Source organism: Arthrobacter sp. H5, from assembly GCF_000520595.1.
Classification (GTDB): domain Bacteria; phylum Actinomycetota; class Actinomycetes; order Actinomycetales; family Micrococcaceae; genus Arthrobacter_D.
In genome coordinates, this window is record NZ_KI915015.1 from 13344 (window position 1) to 31605 (window position 18262).

At 62.4% G+C, this 18262-nt stretch carries 20 protein-coding genes; 4 read left to right on the forward strand and 16 right to left on the reverse strand.

Annotation, left to right across the window (positions count from 1 at the left end):
• Positions 1–92: 92 nt before the first annotated feature.
• From Y708_RS0117220 to ffh, 12 genes are all read right to left on the reverse strand, one after another.
• Positions 93–419: a DUF2469 domain-containing protein gene (locus Y708_RS0117220; RefSeq protein ID WP_028280884.1), complete on the reverse strand. Its 327-nt coding sequence runs from the start codon at positions 417–419 to the stop codon at positions 93–95.
• A 7-nt stretch (positions 420–426) separates the two neighbouring features.
• Positions 427–1137, reverse strand: coding sequence for a ribonuclease HII (locus Y708_RS0117225; RefSeq protein ID WP_028280885.1), 711 nt, complete (start codon positions 1135–1137; stop codon positions 427–429).
• Entirely contained in the window at positions 1134–1946 is an 813-nt protein-coding gene (lepB, locus tag Y708_RS0117230) for a signal peptidase I (RefSeq protein WP_028280886.1), read from the reverse strand. The genes Y708_RS0117225 and lepB (Y708_RS0117230) overlap by 4 nt, the downstream gene beginning before the upstream one ends.
• A 22-nt stretch (positions 1947–1968) precedes the next feature.
• Positions 1969–2676 (reverse strand): signal peptidase I, encoded by a 708-nt coding sequence (lepB, locus tag Y708_RS0117235; RefSeq protein WP_051479111.1) that lies wholly within the window; start codon positions 2674–2676, stop codon positions 1969–1971.
• A 12-nt stretch (positions 2677–2688) separates the two neighbouring features.
• Positions 2689–3048, reverse strand: coding sequence for a 50S ribosomal protein L19 (gene rplS, locus Y708_RS0117240; RefSeq protein WP_028280888.1), 360 nt, complete (start codon positions 3046–3048; stop codon positions 2689–2691).
• A 199-nt stretch (positions 3049–3247) separates the two neighbouring features.
• Positions 3248–4036: a tRNA (guanosine(37)-N1)-methyltransferase TrmD gene (gene trmD, locus Y708_RS0117245; protein ID WP_028280889.1), complete on the reverse strand. Its 789-nt coding sequence runs from the start codon at positions 4034–4036 to the stop codon at positions 3248–3250.
• Complete coding sequence (gene rimM, locus Y708_RS0117250; RefSeq protein WP_028280890.1) at positions 4036–4611, reverse strand: ribosome maturation factor RimM; 576 nt, start codon at positions 4609–4611, stop codon at positions 4036–4038. The genes trmD and rimM overlap by 1 nt, the downstream gene beginning before the upstream one ends.
• A 97-nt stretch (positions 4612–4708) precedes the next feature.
• The gene (locus Y708_RS0117255; protein ID WP_028280891.1) at positions 4709–4951 is read right to left on the reverse strand and encodes an RNA-binding protein; all 243 of its coding nucleotides are present in this window, start codon (positions 4949–4951) and stop codon (positions 4709–4711) included.
• Between the two features lies 1 nt (position 4952).
• Positions 4953–5378 carry a 30S ribosomal protein S16 gene (gene rpsP / locus Y708_RS0117260; protein ID WP_028280892.1) on the reverse strand — a complete coding sequence of 142 codons (426 nt, stop codon included), beginning with the start codon at positions 5376–5378 and terminating at the stop codon, positions 4953–4955.
• Between the two features lie 196 nt (positions 5379–5574).
• On the reverse strand, positions 5575–6477 hold the full coding sequence (locus Y708_RS0117265) for a VOC family protein (RefSeq protein ID WP_051479112.1): 903 nt from the start codon (positions 6475–6477) through the stop codon (positions 5575–5577).
• A gap of 28 nt (positions 6478–6505) precedes the next feature.
• On the reverse strand, positions 6506–7204 hold the full coding sequence (locus Y708_RS0117270) for an alpha/beta fold hydrolase (RefSeq protein WP_028280894.1): 699 nt from the start codon (positions 7202–7204) through the stop codon (positions 6506–6508).
• 44 nt (positions 7205–7248) lie between these two features.
• The gene (gene ffh / locus Y708_RS0117275; protein ID WP_028280895.1) at positions 7249–8832 is read right to left on the reverse strand and encodes a signal recognition particle protein; all 1584 of its coding nucleotides are present in this window, start codon (positions 8830–8832) and stop codon (positions 7249–7251) included.
• 114 nt (positions 8833–8946) lie between these two features.
• Between ffh and Y708_RS0117280 the strand changes: the two genes are divergently transcribed.
• Positions 8947–10416 carry a glucose-6-phosphate dehydrogenase gene (locus tag Y708_RS0117280; protein WP_028280896.1) on the forward strand — a complete coding sequence of 490 codons (1470 nt, stop codon included), beginning with the start codon at positions 8947–8949 and terminating at the stop codon, positions 10414–10416.
• 69 nt (positions 10417–10485) lie between these two features.
• Here Y708_RS0117280 and Y708_RS0117285 read toward each other — a convergent pair whose 3' ends face one another.
• Both Y708_RS0117285 and Y708_RS0117290 read right to left on the reverse strand, forming a co-directional pair.
• Complete coding sequence (locus tag Y708_RS0117285; RefSeq protein WP_028280897.1) at positions 10486–10824, reverse strand: P-II family nitrogen regulator; 339 nt, start codon at positions 10822–10824, stop codon at positions 10486–10488.
• Positions 10821–12122, reverse strand: coding sequence for an ammonium transporter (locus tag Y708_RS0117290; protein WP_028280898.1), 1302 nt, complete (start codon positions 12120–12122; stop codon positions 10821–10823). The genes Y708_RS0117285 and Y708_RS0117290 overlap by 4 nt, the downstream gene beginning before the upstream one ends.
• Positions 12123–12360: 238 nt before the next feature.
• On the opposite strand from Y708_RS0117290, the gene Y708_RS0117295 reads away from it, so the two are divergent.
• Positions 12361–14103: an RAD23 family protein gene (locus Y708_RS0117295; RefSeq protein WP_028280899.1), complete on the forward strand. Its 1743-nt coding sequence runs from the start codon at positions 12361–12363 to the stop codon at positions 14101–14103.
• A gap of 196 nt (positions 14104–14299) precedes the next feature.
• The gene (locus Y708_RS0117300; protein ID WP_051479115.1) at positions 14300–14560 is read left to right on the forward strand and encodes a GIY-YIG nuclease family protein; all 261 of its coding nucleotides are present in this window, start codon (positions 14300–14302) and stop codon (positions 14558–14560) included.
• A 146-nt stretch (positions 14561–14706) separates the two neighbouring features.
• Here the strand turns inward: Y708_RS0117300 and ftsY are convergent, their stop codons facing one another.
• Positions 14707–15921 (reverse strand): signal recognition particle-docking protein FtsY, encoded by a 1215-nt coding sequence (gene ftsY / locus Y708_RS0117305; protein WP_028280901.1) that lies wholly within the window; start codon positions 15919–15921, stop codon positions 14707–14709.
• A gap of 135 nt (positions 15922–16056) precedes the next feature.
• On the opposite strand from ftsY, the gene Y708_RS25955 reads away from it, so the two are divergent.
• Positions 16057–17253 (forward strand): MFS transporter, encoded by a 1197-nt coding sequence (locus Y708_RS25955; protein ID WP_253905860.1) that lies wholly within the window; start codon positions 16057–16059, stop codon positions 17251–17253.
• Here the strand turns inward: Y708_RS25955 and Y708_RS0117315 are convergent.
• Positions 17244–17918: a LuxR C-terminal-related transcriptional regulator gene (locus tag Y708_RS0117315; protein ID WP_028280902.1), complete on the reverse strand. Its 675-nt coding sequence runs from the start codon at positions 17916–17918 to the stop codon at positions 17244–17246. The two genes, Y708_RS25955 and Y708_RS0117315, sit on opposite strands and share 10 nt — an antisense overlap.
• Between the last annotated feature and the right edge of the window lie 344 nt (positions 17919–18262).

The following is an 18262-nucleotide window of genomic DNA, read 5'->3' on the forward strand; positions in this document are numbered from 1 at the left end:
GGTACCAGCCTGTGGCAGGCGGCGCCGGAGGTGTGGCGGAATGTTGGCTATGTGGGTAACCCGAGCAACAGCCCGGCGATGTGGAGCGGAACTCAGGCCCCCAGAGGTCCGTCCTTGGGCAGGGCGATGTCGTCGGACTTGGTGAGTTCCTCAACATTCACATCCTTGAATGTGATGACGCGGACGTTTTTCACGAACCGTGCGGAACGGTAAACGTCCCAGACCCAGGCGTCCTGGAGCGTGAGATCGAAATAGACTTCACCGTCCGCTGAGCGTGCCTGCAGATCCACGTGGTTGGCCAGGTAGAACCGCCGCTCAGTTTCCACAACGTAGTTGAAGAGACTTACGACATCCCGGTACTCACGGTAGAGCTGCAGCTCCATATCGGTTTCGTAATTTTCGAGGTCTTCGGCGCTCATGGATCCATCATCCCCCAATTTCCAGCGGCGGCATGCGCAGGCCCGCGGTGCTGCCAAGCCGCCAGGTGATGCGGTGCTGATTGCTGGCACCCAGTCCGTCTATGGCCGCCCGGTGGCCGGCCGTTGCATAACCTTTGTTGACGTCCCAGCCGTACCCCGGATGATCCCCTGCCATGGAAATCATCATCGCATCGCGTTCCACCTTGGCGAGCACACTCGCCGCCGCCACGCTGAGGCATTGGAGGTCCGCCTTGATGCGGGTATGCACCGGTGCATCACAGCTCATCTCCTGCCTCGGGGCGTCATCGAAAAGAGACGCTTGGGCTACGGGCGCCAGCCAGTTGTGGTTGCCGTCCAGAATCACGGCGTCCGGGCGGACCGTCAGTCTGACCCGTTCCCAGGCGCGGTTACCCGCCAGGCGAAGGGCAGCCATGAGGCCATGCTCGTCAATCTCCGACGCCTCTGCGTGTCCCACGCCGTAGGCGATGGCCCAACGCCTGATCCGCGGAACCAGAGCCTCACGTTCTGCGGGAGAGAGCAGCTTGCTGTCCCTGACTCCACGCAGGCCCTTCGCTGCTGTGATGTCCACGACCACGAGCCCCACCGACACGGGTCCGGCCAGCGCGCCCCTGCCCACTTCATCGCAGCCCGCCAGGAAGCGGTGGCCCTCCGACAGGAAAGACCGCTCATACTGCAGGGTTGGTGCCTTACCTGTCACGGCAGGACTGGTTCCGAATCATCGGCGGCCTGCGGAGCGTCCGGCACGGAATCAAAGACGTCAGGGTAGTTCCCCAGGAAGCCGATACGGTTGAGCGGCCAGGCGATCACAGCGGCCTTTCCCTCGATATCGTCAACATCGATAAACCCTTCGCTGGGTTTGTCCTGGTTAGCGCGGGAGTCCGCCGAGGCGTTGCGGTGATCGCCCATCACCCAGATTTTTCCTTCAGGAACGGTGACGTCGAAAGGCATGTCCGAGGGACTCGCTCCGGGAAACAGATACGGCTCATCAAGCGGCTCCCCATTCACTGTCATCCGGCCATCGGCATCACAGCAAATAACACGGTCGCCTTCCAGCCCAATGACCCGCTTGACCAGATGCTGCTGCGACTCGTCGGGAAGGAGGCCGATAAAGATCAGCGCGTCCTTCACCCAGTTGGACCCCGGGCCAGTGCCCGGTGCCGGCTCCGGCAACCAGCCCTGCGTGTCCCGGAAAACGACGACGTCGCCGCGCTGCAGCGCAAACGGCTCGGGAACAAGCTGGTTGACAAAAATCCGGTCATCGATAGCGAGCGTGTTTTCCATCGAGCCGGAGGGAATGAAGAAGGCGCGGAACAGGAAGGTCTTGAGGAGGAAGGAGAGCACCAGTGCAACGGCAACAATGATGAGGATTTCCTTCACCCAGCTACCAATGGTGCGATGCGCGGACTTGTCCGATTTATCCGGACCATCGGGGCTGAGTTCAAAGCGCGGCGTATCGGACGGCTCGCCGGCGTCTTCGTTGGGCTTGCCCGGATACATCTTTGCCATGCGGTGTTCCTACCTTGAGTGTCTATTGCGGGGTGGTCGCCGGTTGATTCTGGTCCGCCTGCCGCGGGATTGCTCCTTGCCGGCCGGGTGGCCACACGAGATGGAGAGCCCTGCCGATCACCCGGTCAACAGACACCAGTCCCCCACCCGGCGCACCGAGCAGCATCCGCGAATCAAAGGACTCGGAACGGTGATCCCCCATCACCCACAATTTACCCTGCGGGACCACCACTTCGAATTCCAGCTCGCTTGGGACATCCATGGGGAAAACGTAGGGCTCCGGAATTGGGTTCCCGTTGACCGTCAGCATCCCATCCGGGCCGGTGCAGCAGCTCACGGTATCGCCGCCAATCCCCATCACCCGTTTGATATACACCGTATCGCTGCCGCCGATGCCGAGGAGCTTGCTCAGCGTGTCCACTGCCTCCGGGAATCCTCCCGTGCCGAGGGGCGCAAATGAACCCCTCCCGTCGAACACCACTACGTCGCCGCGCTTGACTTCGCCGTGGACATAGTCGGTCCGCGAGACAACCACCCGGTCGCCGGTTTCAAGCAGGGGTTCCATGGAGCCGGACGGAATGTAGAAAACGTCCACGAGCGTAGCCCTGACCACCACAATGACCACCAATGCAAGAGCCACTGCGGAGAGCACAAAGCGCCAACCCAGAACAGCGGGCCGGCGCTTTGCGCTGTGCCCGGCTGGTTTCCGGGATACGGAGAGTCCAGGCACTGGTGTTCGGTCCTACTTGGCGGTCTTTGGATCCCGCTTTTCCTTGATCTTGGCGGCCTTGCCGCGGAGATCGCGCATGTAGTACAGCTTGGCACGGCGGACATCACCCTTGGTGACAAGTTCGATCCTGTCGATGACGGGTGAGTGAACCGGGAAGGTACGTTCAACGCCCACACCGAAGCTCACCTTGCGTACGGTGAAGGTTTCACGGACGCCGTCACCCTGGCGGCCGAGTACAAAGCCCTGGAAGATCTGAACACGGGTGTTCTTGCCTTCAATAATGTTTACGTGGACCTTGACGGTGTCACCCGCGCGGAACTCAGGAACGTCGCTCCGCAGTGAAGCCGCGTCAACGTTGTCGAGAATATGCATGTAATTGCTCCTGATGAACGCCACAGGTCATTCACGTTAGTCACGGCAGCCAAGGCCCCATTGTCTGCGGGCAAAGACCGTCGAAATTTAGGTGTGCCGGCTGAATCCAAATTGGTCGCCGGTGTGCCTGGCTGTTGGCAGCACTCCCCCTGTGGCAGGTGTGCGCCCAGTAGACACAAAGTTCAATTATGCCACAACGTCATAGTTCCGCCGAACGATACCGGTGGGCAAGAACACCGCCGACGACGTCGTAGCCCAGTTCCCCGAGCACGGTCAGATCCGCGGGCTCCAGTGTGGCTGCGGCCAGTCCCTCCAGCAGGTCCGGCCGCCGGCTCGCCGTGCGGCGGAATTGCTCATGCCTGCGGAAGCTGGCGATCCGACCGTGGTTGCCGCTCAGCAGCACCTCCGGCACGTCGCGTTCACGCCAGGACGACGGTTTGGTGTACACGGGATACTCCAGCAGTCCATTGGCGTGTGATTCCTCCACGAGGGACTCCGGATTACCCACCACACCGGGCAGTAGCCGCCCAACCGCCTCAACGATCGCCAGCACAGCGACTTCCCCGCCGTTCAGGACATAGTCCCCAAGACTGACCGGGCGGACGTCGAAGGACTCGCCGGCCCACTCGATCACCCGCTCATCAATGCCCTCATACCGGCCGCAGGCAAAAACGAGATGACTCTCCGCTGCGAGCTCATGGGCCATCGCCTGATTGAAAACCGTCCCGGCAGGCGAGGGCACAATGAGCACGGGACGGCGGTCACCGGCAACACTCTCCAGCGCCTGGGCCCATGGCTCGGGTTTCATGACCATTCCGGCGCCGCCGCCGTAGGGGGTGTCGTCCACGGTGCGGTGGCGGTCCAGGGTGAAGTCCCGAAGGTTGTGAACATGCACGTCCAGCAGTCCGTCCTGGCGTGCCTTCCCAATGAGGGAGAGTTCCAAAGCCGCCAGGTACTCGGGGAAAATGCTGATGACGTCGATGCGCACTAGCGCTGGCCGTCCTCAGTATTGTGGTCGGTTATTTCACCTTCGGCGTCACTCTGGTTCGAGCCGGGAAGATTGAGATCGAACAAGCCGGCGGGAGGCGTGAGGCGCACAAAGCCGCCCGCGACGTCCACCACGGGAACGATTTCGGTCACAAACGGCACCAGCGCCTCCTGGCCGTCGGTCCGTTCGATGATCAGCAGATCCTGCACGTCCATGGTGCGAAGGCCGCTCACACGGCCAACGACGTCGTCACCCACCCGTGCCTGAAGGCCCACCAGCTCGTGCTCGTACCAGGCGTCGCCGTCGTCGTCGGTTTCTTGCTCCGCGTCAATGAACAACTTCACCCCGCGCAACTGCTCGGCAGCATTGCGGTCCGGTATTTCCTCGAAGCCGAGGATGAGGACGTCCTTGTTCCACCGCGCCACGGTCACCGTCAGCGGTCCGGCTGAAGCCGGCTCAACCCTGAAGGTCGCACCCGGCTCAAACCGGTCCTGGGGCGCGTCCGTGAAGAGTTGCACAGTCACCTCGCCACGGATTCCGTGGGGTTTCCCGATTCTCGCAACCTGCAGGTCCAATGTGCTTCTTTCGTCAATGTGGGTGGTGCCGGAACAAGTCCGGCCCCTCACCAGCAAGGGTGCGGGGCCGGACTCGAATAATGCGTGATGAATGCTGTCAGCGGCGGCGGTCGGTGTCGACTACGTCCACGCGCACGGGTTCGCCGCCGGCAAGGGCCGAAATCACTGTGCGCAATGCCCGCGCAGTGCGTCCCTGGCGGCCGATGACCCGGCCCAGGTCCTCCTGGTGAACCCGCACCTCGAGGGTTTCCCCGCGGCGGTTGTTCTTGGCGGAAACCTTGACGTCGTCAGGACGGTCAACAATTCCGCGCACCAGGTGTTCCAGCGCTTCAGCCAGCAACTTACTCGGCCTCGGTGTTTTCAGCCTTGGCCGGAGCCTCTTCTGCTTCCGGCGCGTCGGCCTTCTTGCCCTTAGGCGTAATGGCCTCCGGAACAATCACTGAACCCTTTTCTGGGGTGGTGAAGGTTTCCTTGGGAGCCTTGGTCCTGAGCGTGCCTTCCTGGCCCTCCAGTCCCTTGAACTTCTGCCAGTCACCGGTGATCTTCAGAAGAACGGCAACCTGCTCGGTGGGCTGTGCGCCAACGCCGAGCCAGTACTGTGCGCGGTCCGAGTTGATCTCGATGAACGAAGGCTCTTCGGTGGGGTTGTACTTACCGATTTCCTCGAGGGCACGGCCATCACGCTTAGCGCGTGCGTCCATGACAACTACACGGTAAAACGGTGCACGGATCTTGCCCATGCGCTTGAGACGAATCTTTACGGCCACTTGTGTGGTCACTCCTTGTTTGTAAAAAGGGGCGAACCCATCCGTCATGCTCCCGTGGGGCGGGCCAATCATAGGGGTTCTCAGGACACAATGCGCGTGCAGAGAGAGGGGCTGCACGGATCGAGTACACGTCTATTGTGCCAGATGGGGACCCGCAGGACGAATCAGCTGCCGATCCAACAGGCCGGAGGTAACGCTACGCGGCGGAGACCCTGATCTTGTTGTTCCAAGGATCGTTGAAAAGCAGCTCCAAGCCTGTGTGGTGGTGGGTGACTGCGGCGAATTTCAACCTCTCCGCCAGTGCGCCCACTTCATCCGCAGCGGGCACGCGGATCAGCACTTCACCCAGGCCGAGAGTGTCTTTTCGTGGACCCGCGCCGCGGCTGTTCCAGACGTTCATGGCCATGTGATGGTGGTAGCCTCCCGCCGAGACGAACAGTGCCTGACCGTGCCAGCCTGCCGTCCGCTCGAACCCCAGGGTGTCCACGTAGAATTCCCCGGCCGTGTCAACGTCGCCAACCTGCAGGTGGACGTGCCCGACGGCGGCAGCCGCCGCCTGCTGGTCCCTCACGGATTCGCTGGTCAGGTGGGTTTCCAGGTACTGCCGTGGCGGCAAGGCCAGGTTATCCATCGTGACGGTCCTGCCGGCGTTGGTATCGATCCAGTCCCAGGTCTCGCGGGGCTTGTCGAAGTAGAGTTCGATGCCATTGCCTTCAGGGTCGGTGAAGTAGAAGGCCTCGCTCACCAGGTGGTCGGCGCTGCCAACGTACGCTCCGGCGTCGTACTCCGCTGCGGATGCGACAGTGGCGGCCAGGGCGGCCTGGTCATCGAAGACCAGCGCGGTGTGGAAGAGCCCGGCTTCGGTACGCGCCGGGAGCGTGAGTGCGCCGGCGGGCGCCAGATGAATGAGGGGAACCGTGCCGCGCCCCAGATACAGTCCGCCGTCGGCCTCTGCTGTTTCGGTCAGGCCCAGGGCAGTGCGGTAGTAGGACGCCATGGCTTCCACGTTTCCAACCTTCAGCATGACGGTGCCCATCGCTGTGTCCGCGGGCAGTAGAACCTGTTTCTCCCTCACTGGAGTGCTCCTTTCGTTGGTCATACCGGGTTCAACTACTTGAAGCTTAAAGTTATTCCACGGATGGCTCGCTGATGAATTCACGGATCAGCCGGCTACCTTCAGCCGTGTCCTGAGGACGGTGACCTCCCCCGGGCATCTCATGCCGTGCACCGGTCCCTGCCAAATAGCCCGCAACCTCCTCATACAAGGGTTCCCAGCCCCCGGTGAGCACCAGCGTAGGCACCCCGGGAACAATGTGAAGGGGCGCTTCCCACGGCGGGACCTGCAACCGGAGACGCCGTGCATTGCGTTGCGCCTGGGAGGAGTCCAGCGGCCGCGCCTCAGCAGAGAAGACCATCCGGACAAACTCCTTCAGGAACTGGCCATCCGTCATTGCGGACCGCCGGTCATACAGCGGTTGGATCAAGGCACGGTGCGCAGCCGTGGCCGGCAGACTGTCCGTCAGGGATAGGCACGCCGGTTCAGCCAGCACCAGGGACCGCACCAGGTCCGGGCGCTCCACCGCTGCCATCATCGCCGCGATGGCACCCTGCGAGGCGGCAACCAGATGGCCGCCCGCCCCGAGGGCCTCCGTGACAATGCGCTGATCCGCGGCAAAATCCGTGGGCAACGGCTCAGCCACCGGATCGAATCCATGGCGCCTGAGGTATAGACAGTCGTAATCGAGGGAGAGCCCATGCTGCTGTGGCCAGGCCGCTGCGCCGAAGACGCCGCTGCCGTGCACAAAGACAATTCTTTGCTTGGTCATCGTGTCAACCTACTGCCCGGCTGTGACAAAACCAGGAGAGTTTCCTATTTGCCGAGGAACTTCTCGAAACCCTTGGGTAGATCCAGCGACGACGGATCAAAGTCACCCTGCTGCCCAAACGCCGCGCCGGTGGGTACCGACGTACGGCCGGCCTTTCGCCGCGCCTCCGCCTCTGCTGCCTCCTGCGCTGCCTTGGCCGGGTTGCCGGAGCGCGGCTTTTTCTTGCTCTTGGCCGCGGCTTTGCCCTTCTTCTGGCCTCCACCGAAGCCGCCGGGCCCTGGCATCCCCGGCATTCCCGGCATTCCGCCGCCCGATGCCATCTTCCGCATCATCTTCTGCGCCTGCACAAAGCGCTCCAGCAGTCCGTTGACCTCGGAGACGTGCACACCCGAACCCCGGGCAATACGAGCGCGGCGGGAGCCGTTGATGATCTTGGGAGCAACCCGCTCATGGGGAGTCATGGAGCGGACAATTGCCTCCACCCGGTCAATCTCCCGCTCATCGAAGTTTTCCAGCTGCTGGCGCATGTTCGCGGCGCCCGGCATCATCATGAGCATCTTCTTCATGGAGCCCATGTTGCGGATCTGCTGCATCTGGGCCAGGAAGTCGTCGAGGGTGAAGTCCTCCTGATCGGCGAACTTCTTCGCCATCCGGGCTGCCTCATCCTTATCCCAGGACTGCTCGGCCTGCTCAATCAGGGTAAGGATGTCGCCCATGTCGAGGATGCGCGAAGCCATGCGGTCCGGGTGGAAGACCTCGAAGTCACCCAGACCCTCGCCGGTTGAGGCGAACATGACGGGCTTGCCCGTCACCGACGCGACCGACAGCGCGGCACCACCGCGGGCATCGCCGTCGAGCTTCGTCAGGACCACGCCCGTGAAGTTGACACCTTCGTTGAATGCCTGCGCGGTGTTGACTGCGTCCTGCCCAATCATCGCGTCGATGACAAACAGCACCTCATCCGGTGTGACAGCATCACGGATGTCCGATGCCTGCTGCATCAGCTCGGCGTCGATGCCGAGGCGTCCGGCGGTGTCGACGATGACGACGTCATGCAGCTTGGCCCGCGCCTCCGCAATGCCTTGGCGCGCGACGGCGACGGGATCACCAGAGGCCGATTCATATTCGGAACTCACCCCCGGGTGCGGTGCGAAGACGGGAACGCCGGCGCGCTCCCCGTTGACCTGAAGCTGCTTGACCGCGTTGGGACGCTGAAGGTCACAGGCCACCAGGAGCGGACTATGCCCCTGGCCCTTGAGCCACTTGGAGAGCTTTCCCGCGAGTGTTGTTTTGCCTGCCCCCTGCAGACCCGCGAGCATAATGACTGTTGGAGGGTTCTTGGCCAGGCGGATTCGACGCGTCTCGCCACCGAGGATCCCCACCAGTTCCTCGTTGACGATCTTGACCACCTGCTGGCCGGGATTGAGCGCCTGGGACACCTCAAGTCCCAGCGCCCGTTCCTTCACCTTCGCGGTGAATTCGCGCACAACCGACACGGCGACGTCGGCGTCCAACAGTGCGCGGCGGATTTCGCGAACCGTGGCATCCACGTCGGCTTCGGTGAGCCGGCCTTTGCCGCGGAGGTTCTTGAAGGTTGCCGTCAACCGGTCAGAGAGTGAATTGAACACGTTGCGTGAACTGCTTTCGTCGCGTGGATGGTTGGACTCAACTATCTAGGGTACCAACTGAGCGTGCGGCTGCCCTTCGGGACAAGAGCGCGGATCGATGGCAGGGTGTTAAGGGTGACTACCCATGCGATTGATGAACCGGTCTCCGAATCCGCCCCAAAGTACCGCCGCATCCAAACCCTGCTCATTCTCGGGGCCTCCGGCGACCTGACCGGCAGGCTGCTGCTTCCCGGGCTTGCGCGGCTGATCCGGCATGGCCGGGCGAGGGACATTACCCTGGTGGGCGCCGGATCGGACGACTGGTCCCCCGACCAGTGGCAGGACCGTCTGCACACCTCTTTCGCGGATGCGCCGTCGTCGTCCTCGATAAACGATCACGACGGCGCCCGCCAGCGACCGTCGCCGGCCGACGGTGAGAGCGCGGTGGAGTCGATCCGTTCGGCGAGCACCTATCACCAGCTCGATGTCACGGCGCTGGGAACACTCGCGGCACTGCTGGCACAGCTTGAGGGTCCCGTGGCAATCTACTTCGCTCTGCCGCCTGCGGTGAGTGAAAAGGCATGCTCGGTTCTGAAGCCGGGCGACCTGCCGGAGGGTTCGCGGCTGGTCATGGAGAAGCCATTTGGGACTGACCGCGCGTCGGCCCACCACCTCAATAGCGTGCTGTCCCGGCTTGTGCCCGAAGACCATGTCCACCGCGTGGACCACTTCCTGGGCAAGGCGACCGTGCTGAACATACTGGGCCTGCGCTTTGCGAACAGGCTGCTCGAACCGGTGTGGAACAACCTGCACATCGAGTCTGTGGATATCATCTTCGACGAAGACCTCGCGCTCGAAAACCGTGCCCGCTACTACGACAATGCGGGCGCATTGAAGGACATGATCCAGAGCCACCTGCTGCAGGTCATGGCGCTGATAGCCATGAACGCGCCGTCGACCCTGCATGAGAGGGACCTTCGGGACCATATCGGCACGGTTCTGCGCGCCAGTTCGGTGGATCAGGATTTCCGCAGCAGCACGCGGCGGGCGCGTTACACCGCAGGGTCCATCGACGGACGCCAGGTTCCAGATTATGTAGCGGAGGCCGGGGTGGAACCAACACGTAACACTGAAACGCTTGCGGAAATTGTGGTGTCCATCAGCAATGAACGCTGGGCAGGAGTGCCGTTCCGTCTGCGGTCGGGCAAGGCCCTGGGCAAGAAACGCAAGGAGGCCGTGATCAACTTCAAGCCGGTCAATCACCTCCCCCTCGGGTTTACCGGACAGGACGCCCCCACCCGTCTGCGGATCGGGTTTGGCCCGGACACCTTGAAGCTCGACCTGGATGTGAATGGGCCCGGTGATGTCTTCTGCCTCGACAGGACAACACTTGAGGCGGAACTGAATGCCTCGGATCTGCTGCCCTATGGCGAAGTGCTCGACGGCGTTCTCACCGGCGATCCCACGCTTTCCGTCCGGGGCGACACGGCCGAGGACTGCTGGCGGATCGTTGAACCGGTACTGGCCGCGTGGCAGGCAGATGAAGTGCCGATGGATGAATATCCTGCAGGCTCCGACGGATGCGACTCGTGGGAGCCCATCTGAACCTGCAGGCAAAAACGCAGGTCACGCGGCGTATAAGCCGCGTGACCTGCGCGAACGTTCCGGTCTGACTTAGAGGGCGGCGTCTCCGCGTTCTCCGGTGCGGACACGGACGGCGTCGTCGACCTGCAGGACCCAGACTTTGCCGTCCCCGGCCCGCCCTGTGTTGGCGGTGGATACCAGCACATCAACGATGTCATTCACCCAGGCGTCTGCCACGAGCACCTCCACCCGGGCTTTCTGGAGCAGGTCCACGGTGTACTCGGCTCCCCTGTACACCTCGGTGTGGCCGCGCTGCCGGCCATAACCGCTCGCCTGGCTGACAGTAAGCCCCTGCACCCCGTAGTTCTCCAGGGCACCGCGCACGCTGTCGAGTTTGTCAGGACGGACTATCGCTGTAACCAACTTCATGAATTCACCTTCTCCGTGGTGAGCTCCGGAACGCGTGAGTTGGCAGGGAAGGGATGGAACGCGCCACCCACTCCCAGTCCGCCAAACTCGTAAGCGGTCTCGGCGTGCTCGGAGAGATCCACGCCGGAGACCTCGTTGTCGGGAGTAACCCGGAAGCCAATGGTCTTGTGGATGGCCAGGCCGATCAGTGCCGTCATGACTGCCGAAAGCGTGATCGCCACCAGCACTGAGACGATCTGCGCCACAAGTTGAGCGGTTCCGCCACCGTAGAACAGTCCGCCGCCGGCGCCGTCCACGGGAAGGGCAATGAAACCCAGAGCAAGGGTGCCCACGGTTCCTGCAACCAGGTGCACGGCAACAACGTCCAGTGAGTCGTCAAAGCCGAGCTTGTACTTCAGTCCTACGGCAAGGGCGCACACGGCACCTGATACCAGGCCAAGACCCACGGCCCCCACCGGGCTGACGTTGGCACAGGCTGGAGTAATCGCGACCAGGCCGGCAACAATACCGGAGGCCGCACCCAGCGAAGTGGGCCGTCCGTCGCGGAAGCGTTCGATGACCAACCAACCAACCATTGCGGCTGCAGGAGCGGCCATGGTGTTGACCCAGATGAGGCCTGCCTCCTCAGCACTGCCTGCCGCACCGCCATTGAACCCAAACCAGCCAAACCACAGCAGTGCGGCTCCGAGCATGATCAGGGGCACATTGTGCGGGCGATGTGCCGGGTCCTTGCCGAATCCCTGGCGCTTGCCGAGGATCAGGGCGAGCACCAGGGCCGCGACGCCGGCGCTGATGTGCACAACGGTTCCTCCGGCGAAGTCAATTGCCTCTCCTACAGCACCGCCGATTGCTCCATCGGCGCTGAGGAGACCGCCACCCCAGACCATGAACGCCAGTGGGCAGTAGACAACTGTGACCCAGATGGGCACAAACAGCGACCAGGCGCCAAATTTGGCGCGGTCGGCAATGGCACCGCTGATCAAGGCAACGGTGATGATGGCGAACGTTGCACCGTAGCCAGCGCTGATCATGTCTTCACTGCCGATCAGGCCCTCAAGTCCAAACGAGGCGAACGGGTTGCCGAAGAGCTGGGCGATTCCGTCGCCGCCCGTCATGGAGTACCCCCACAGTACCCAGACAATTCCCACCAGTCCTACGGCAATGAAGCTCATCATCATCATGTTCAAGGCTGCCTTGGCACGGGTCATGCCGCCATAAAAAAATGCTAGGCCCGGTGTCATTAAGAGCACCATGGCTGCTGAAATCATTACCCAGACGTGACCTGCTGTCAGATCCATTTTCACGTCCCTCTCCACGAGTGGCGGGCAATTCCCGCATTCAAAAGAATGCCGTGTCCGTGTTTCCATGGTTTGGGAATTACGTTGCCGGCAGGTTACAAGCGGCTCACTGAGGTAAAGAGTCGATGACCACAATGTTTCGGGGATGTTTCCGAAAACGAAAGGGGCGGCCCTCCGGTGGGACCCGCGAGTCTGAACTGGATAAACTGGAGCCAGACCATCCGAGCTTTGGAGTGCAATGACAGAACATTCGAATCACCCGATTGAGCCGCGCGGCGAGCCGCAGCCGGTCCGCCCGAAAGGCAGGGGCCGTCCGAGTCCTCGCCTGCTGATCGGGGCGGGGGCGGCCGTCCTCGCCCTGGTGGCGGGCACTGTTGTTGGCGTTGCCGTCCTACCTTTGGGGGAGGAGGAGCCGGGTGCTGGGGCGTCGGAATCAGTTGCTCCGCCGCCCACACCGAGCCAGACGCCGGTCGAAACGCCGTCTGCCTCAGCCTCGCCAACAACCGAGGAGCCATTGCCCGCCCCGCCAACCGTCTTCTACGAACAAGCTGGTCCTCCCGCCGGTTCTCCGTTGGAAGCAGTCGAGCCGATGTCCATCTCGGTGACGGCCGAGCCAACCGGCACAGTGCTCTCCCCCGGCCTGGTTGGACTGTCGCTGGAAGCGACCGATCTGGCGGACCCGCGACTTTCCGGAGACAACCCAGAGATGGTGTCGAGCCTTCAAGGTCTGGGGACGCCGATGCTGCGGTTCGGCGGCAACGCCGTGGACCGCAGATTCTTCTGGACGTCTTCGGGCGAGCCCACTCCCGGAGACTTGGAGGGCGACGACGCACATCCCGTGCGTGCGGCCAGTCCTGCGGACCTTGAGCGGGTCAAGACCCTTCTGGACGCTGCGGACGCGACGATTAGCCTGACAGTTGACCTGGCGCATTTCGATCCGGCACGAGCGGCAGACATGGCCATGCACGCGTCGAACATATTTGGCGATCGGCTGGTGGGAATCACCGTCGGAAACGAGCCCAACGGCTATCCGAGCAACGGTCTGCGACCGGATGACTGGGGCGTTGAAGAGTACATCGGTGAACTCAAGGAGTACGCGGATGCCATGTTTGCGGTTGCGCCGGACGTCCCGATCGTTGGGCCCGGCACCTACTCAGAGTCATGGTGGGAGCCCTTCGCACAATCCGATCTGCAGCAGGAGAAGATCCTCTCCTTCCATCACTACCCACTCTCCCAGTGCGACGGCGCGGATGATCCGCTGGGCGAACCAATCCTGGAAAACCTGATGGCCCCTGCGATCCATGACCGCGCGCAGGACTACCGCCTCCGCGCCATGACCCCGGCGAACAACGCCGGCCTGTTTACGTGGATCCCCGAAACAGGCATTTCCGCCTGCCCGGGGTCCAACGAGACCACCAAGACGCACGCTTCGGCACTCTGGAGCGTCGATTACGCACTGAGCGCAGCCCAGCTTGGCATCCCGAGGCTAAGTTTTCACAGTTCCCTCCTGACCTGCGAGGGTGGCCCACCAATGTCCTCGATCTGCTCCGGCGGACCGTATCTGCAGCCCGATGCGACCTTCCGGGAACGCGCCAATTACTACGGATTGTCCCTGGTGGCTGAGCTGCCTCAGGGCGGGTTCATGAAATCAAGCCAGGAGGGCGGCGGGCTGGCCTACAGCTACGCGGTGAAGCACGACGACGGCAGCATGAGCGTCATTCTCGTCAATGAAAACAATCCGGAGACGGCGGCGCAGACCGAGGTCACCATGACACTTCCGGATGGTGTCCGCACCGGAACAATGACCCAGATGACCGGTCCCGCTTATGGTGCCGAGGATGCAACGCTGATTGACGGCGCCGCCGCTCCGCCCATCCCCGCGGCGGATCGCCCTTCGCTTCCGGGGTTCGTTCCGGGATCCACTGAGGTAACACTGCCGGTCACCGCAGGTACGGCGACGGTGTTTACGTTCACCTTCTAGTTCCCAAGGGCCGCACCCGGTGGTCGATCACCGGTGCCCGGCGGCCCTCGGTCGATCACCGCACCCCGGTGGTCGACCAAACGCCCTCTCGTGGTCCGCACCGCGGAGACCGGCGACCCCGCCTGTGGATAACCGGCAGCGTCCAATCCACTCGTTGCATACTGGAAGTCCTGAAAAGGAGTGGCCAGTGCCTCACATGTACATCCTCATATGCGCTGATGGGAGCTTCTACGTTGGCAGCACCATGGACCTCGAGAGACGTCTCAACGAACACCAGGCCGGTGAGGGCGCCCAGTACACATTCCGTCGCCTCCCAGTGCAACTCGCATACTGTGAAGAGTATGAGCGCGTAACGGACGCCTTCGCCCGTGAAAAGCAGGTCCAGAACTGGAGCCGGGCAAAGCGGATCGCCCTCATTGAGGGCCGCGCGGATCAGATCAAAAGCAACATGCGATGAGATGCGGTTTGGTGGATCTCCGCGCGTTCGCTGGCGCTCTCTTGGTCGATCACCGGGGACGCTGACCCGGCCGCCCTCGGTCGATCACCGGGGACGCTGACCCGGCCGCCCTCGGTCGATCCCCGGGGACGCTGACCTGGGGAGTGCTAGTTCAGCAATGCGTCGACGAAGTCTTCCGCGTCAAAGGGTGCCAGATCATCCGCGCCCTCGCCCAGCCCCACCAGCTTCACCGGAACGCCCAGTGACCGCTGGATTGCCACCACAATTCCGCCCTTCGCCGTGCCGTCGAGCTTGGTCAGCACAATCCCCGTGATATTCACTACTTCGGCAAACACCCTGGCCTGATTCAGCCCGTTCTGACCGGTGGTGGCGTCGAGCACCAGCAGCACCTCGTCAACGGTTCCCTGCTTCTCAATGACCCGTTTGACCTTGCCCAGTTCGTCCATCAGGCCCACCTTGTTCTGCAGCCGGCCAGCGGTGTCGATCATCACCACGTCCACTTCACCGTCGATGCCCGCCTTGACGGCCTCGAAGGCAACCGACGCGGGATCCGCTCCATCGACGTCGGACTTTACTGTGGGAACTCCCACACGCTGACCCCAGGTGGCCAACTGCTCGGCTGCCGCCGCGCGGAAGGTATCCGCTGCACCGAGCAGCACGTCCTTGTCTTCGGCAACGAGGACCCGGGCCAGTTTGCCAACCGTGGTGGTCTTCCCCACGCCGTTGACGCCCACCACCATGACAATTGCCGGCCGGTCCGCGTGCCTCTCGGTGGCCAGCGAGCGGTCCATTGAGGGATCCACGAGTTTGATCAGCTCCTCGCGGAGCATTGCCTTGACCTCGTCAGGACTGCGGCTTCCTGCAACCTTCACCCGCTGGCGCAATGCGTCGACGAGCTCCGTGGTGGGCTCGGTGCCCAGATCGGCAAGGAGCAGGGTTTCCTCGATTTCGTCCCACACATCCTCATCGATCTTGTCCCTGGACAGCAGCGCCAGCAGACCCTTGCCCAGGGCATTGTTGGACCGGACCAGCCGCGCGCGCAGCCTGGCCAGCCGGCCCTGGACGGGATCGGGAGTCTCGACCGGAACCGTTTCGATGCCAGCAGGCGCCTCATCGAGATCGCGCAGGTCATCGGGTACGACGACGTCGGGCGCGGTTCCCGGGTCTGCCTGCGGTTCGAGTGTGTCAGTGGCAGTGCCGGAACCGGCGGCGGTTTGCCGGCCGTCGTCGTCGTCCGCGTCCCGGGTGGTTGTATACGTACCGGGCGGTGTTCGGCGGGCACGCACCAGAAGGATAGCCAATGAGCCGAGAACGGCAATGGCGATGGCCACAAAAATTACTATCGATAGGGTCTCGTTCACGTTTTCAAGCTTCTCACACCGCGGTAGTCAGCCCTGGTGGCCCTCCCGTGAAAGACTCTTGCCATCATGGTTGGATTTAGACGCGCATCCACGCGCCCCCCGGGACGGGATTCAGGCACTGCAGAACGGGTGCGCATGCCCCGCGAAATCAAGGTGCTGATTGCCGCAGCCTTTGTCATCGCCATCGGCTTTGGGCTCGTCTCACCGGTGCTCCCCCAGTTCGCCCAGAGCTTTGATGTAGGGGCGACGGCGTCCTCCATCATTGTGAGTGCGTTCGCGTTCACCCGCCTGGTCTTCGCGCCGGCCGGCGGGAAATTCGTGGAGAAGCTCGGTGAGCGTCCGGTGTATATTTCCGGTCTGCTGATCGTCGCAGTCTCCACGGCTGCCTGCGCGTTCGCCGCCGACTACTGGCAGCTTTTGATCTTCCGCGGCCTCGGCGGCATCGGCTCCACGATGTTCACCATCTCGGCCATGGGATTGATCATCCGGCTGGCGCCGCCGTCCATCCGGGGACGGGTATCCAGCTCGTATGCGTCGGCGTTTCTGCTGGGCAGTATCGGTGGACCGTTCATCGGGGGTTTACTCGCTGGTTTTGGACTGAGGGTCCCGTTCCTGGTGTATGCCGGAGCGTTGGTTGTGGCGGCTGCGGTGGTCTTCTTCCAGTTGAAGGACACATCGCTGCAGGATAAGGCGAAGTCCGCGCCCCTGCCCGCACTCTCCGTGCGTGTTGCGCTGCAGGACTCCGCCTACCGTGCAGCGCTGGTGTCCGGATTCGCGAACGGCTGGTCCTCCTTCGGGGTAAGAATGGCTCTCATTCCACTGTTTGCAGCAGCCGTGCTTGGCGCCGGCCCGGAAGTCGCCGGGATATCACTCGCGTTCTTCGCCGCCGGTACGGCTCTGGCCCTGACCGTATCGGGACGGCTGGCGGACACTCTTGGCCGCCGGCCTTTGATTCTTACCGGCCTCGTGATCAACGGTGCGGCCATGGCGTGTATCGGCTTCACCGGTGATGTGTTCTGGTTCCTGGTGGTGTCGGTCATAGCGGGTATCGGGACCGGAATACTGAATCCCGCCCAGCAGGCCGTGGTGGCGGACGTCATTGGGAGCGAACGCAGCGGCGGGAAGGTGCTGGCGGGTTTCCAGATGAGTGCCGACACCGGTGCCATCCTGGGCCCGATCCTTGCCGGGGTCCTGGTCGACACACTGTCTTACAACTGGGCCTTTGCGGCGACCGGTCTCACCGCACTGGCGGCGATCATGATGTGGATGGCTGCGCGGGAAACTCTGCCTACGCACGGCGAGTCAAAGACAACGGAGGGTAGTCAGACCTGAACGCCGGCCCTCACTGCGGCAACGGCTATTTGAACCCGATTTTCCATTCCAAGCTGCTGCATCACCCGTGCAAGTCTGGCTTTGACGGTCGCTTCACTCAGGTTCATTTTGCGCGCAATCTGCATATTGGTGTGACCGTCCGACAAGGCGGCGACAATCCTCAGATCACGGGAGCTCAACGCTCTGAGGCGGTTGTGCACTTCCAGGTCGATCTGCGGCGCGGCATGTGGTGTATGGGTACATGAGGAGAAAACGGCATTCACGAGGCCGCCACGGTGAACAATCCGAAGTGCTGCCGCAATATCCTCAAGCGTAAGGTCCCGTCGCAGGTAGCCGGATGTGCCCGCTTGGAAGAGCGAATGCATCATGGCTTCGGTGTCGCCGGTCGAATGCGCTGAGAGGATCACTACCTTGGTGCTGCGCAGGTGGCAGATTTCGGTCGTGGTTGCAGCGGCCTCCCGGTCGGTGATGAGTGCATCCATGAGCACCACATCCGGACGCTCGCTCTCCATTTGCTTCACCGCATCGCGTCCGCGGGTGCTGAAGCCCGTAACGGTGATGAACCCGGACTCATTGAAGAGTTGCGCCAATGCGAGCCCCGTGAGGTAGTCCCCTCCCGCGACATGTACCGAGATCGATTGTTCTGAGCTTTCCCCAGTTTTCATGTTCCCCCGTTGGAAGCAGCGCTGCTTTCGGACCGCCTTAATAGCCTATCGGCTAACTTACAGCAGATTCACAGCATGCTTAGTAACGAAAGTGTCACTTTTTCTATTCACCTTGGCCTATCAAATGGCCAATCGACACAGTGATATGACTCACAGGGGAAACCACGGGGCATCTCATTGGACGAACCCGCCTCCGGGTAGAACTCGGAGGCTCGCACTTTGCATGAGGAGAAAAACCATGATCACACGCAATCGATTCCTAATACGAAAATAAAGGTGACTACGCTGCGGTGGGCGGGATGAGGGTGACGTCGTAGCCGAGGTTCTTGAGTTGTCGGATGGCG

Coding starts and splice junctions, on each gene's coding strand:
- Y708_RS0117285 (WP_028280897.1), bottom strand. CDS start 10,824: ATGAAGTTGGTTACAGCGATAGTCCGTCCTGACAAACTCGACAGCGTG.
- Y708_RS0117220 (WP_028280884.1), bottom strand. CDS start 419: ATGAGCGCCGAAGACCTCGAAAATTACGAAACCGATATGGAGCTGCAG.
- Y708_RS0117315 (WP_028280902.1), bottom strand. CDS start 17,918: ATGAAAACTGGGGAAAGCTCAGAACAATCGATCTCGGTACATGTCGCG.
- rplS (WP_028280888.1), bottom strand. CDS start 3,048: ATGCATATTCTCGACAACGTTGACGCGGCTTCACTGCGGAGCGACGTT.
- Y708_RS0117270 (WP_028280894.1), bottom strand. CDS start 7,204: ATGACCAAGCAAAGAATTGTCTTTGTGCACGGCAGCGGCGTCTTCGGC.
- lepB (WP_028280886.1), bottom strand. CDS start 1,946: ATGGCAAAGATGTATCCGGGCAAGCCCAACGAAGACGCCGGCGAGCCG.
- Y708_RS25955 (WP_253905860.1), top strand. CDS start 16,057: ATGCCCCGCGAAATCAAGGTGCTGATTGCCGCAGCCTTTGTCATCGCC.
- Y708_RS0117290 (WP_028280898.1), bottom strand. CDS start 12,122: ATGGATCTGACAGCAGGTCACGTCTGGGTAATGATTTCAGCAGCCATG.
- Y708_RS0117300 (WP_051479115.1), top strand. CDS start 14,300: ATGTACATCCTCATATGCGCTGATGGGAGCTTCTACGTTGGCAGCACC.
- Y708_RS0117295 (WP_028280899.1), top strand. CDS start 12,361: ATGACAGAACATTCGAATCACCCGATTGAGCCGCGCGGCGAGCCGCAG.
- Y708_RS0117265 (WP_051479112.1), bottom strand. CDS start 6,477: ATGACCAACGAAAGGAGCACTCCAGTGAGGGAGAAACAGGTTCTACTG.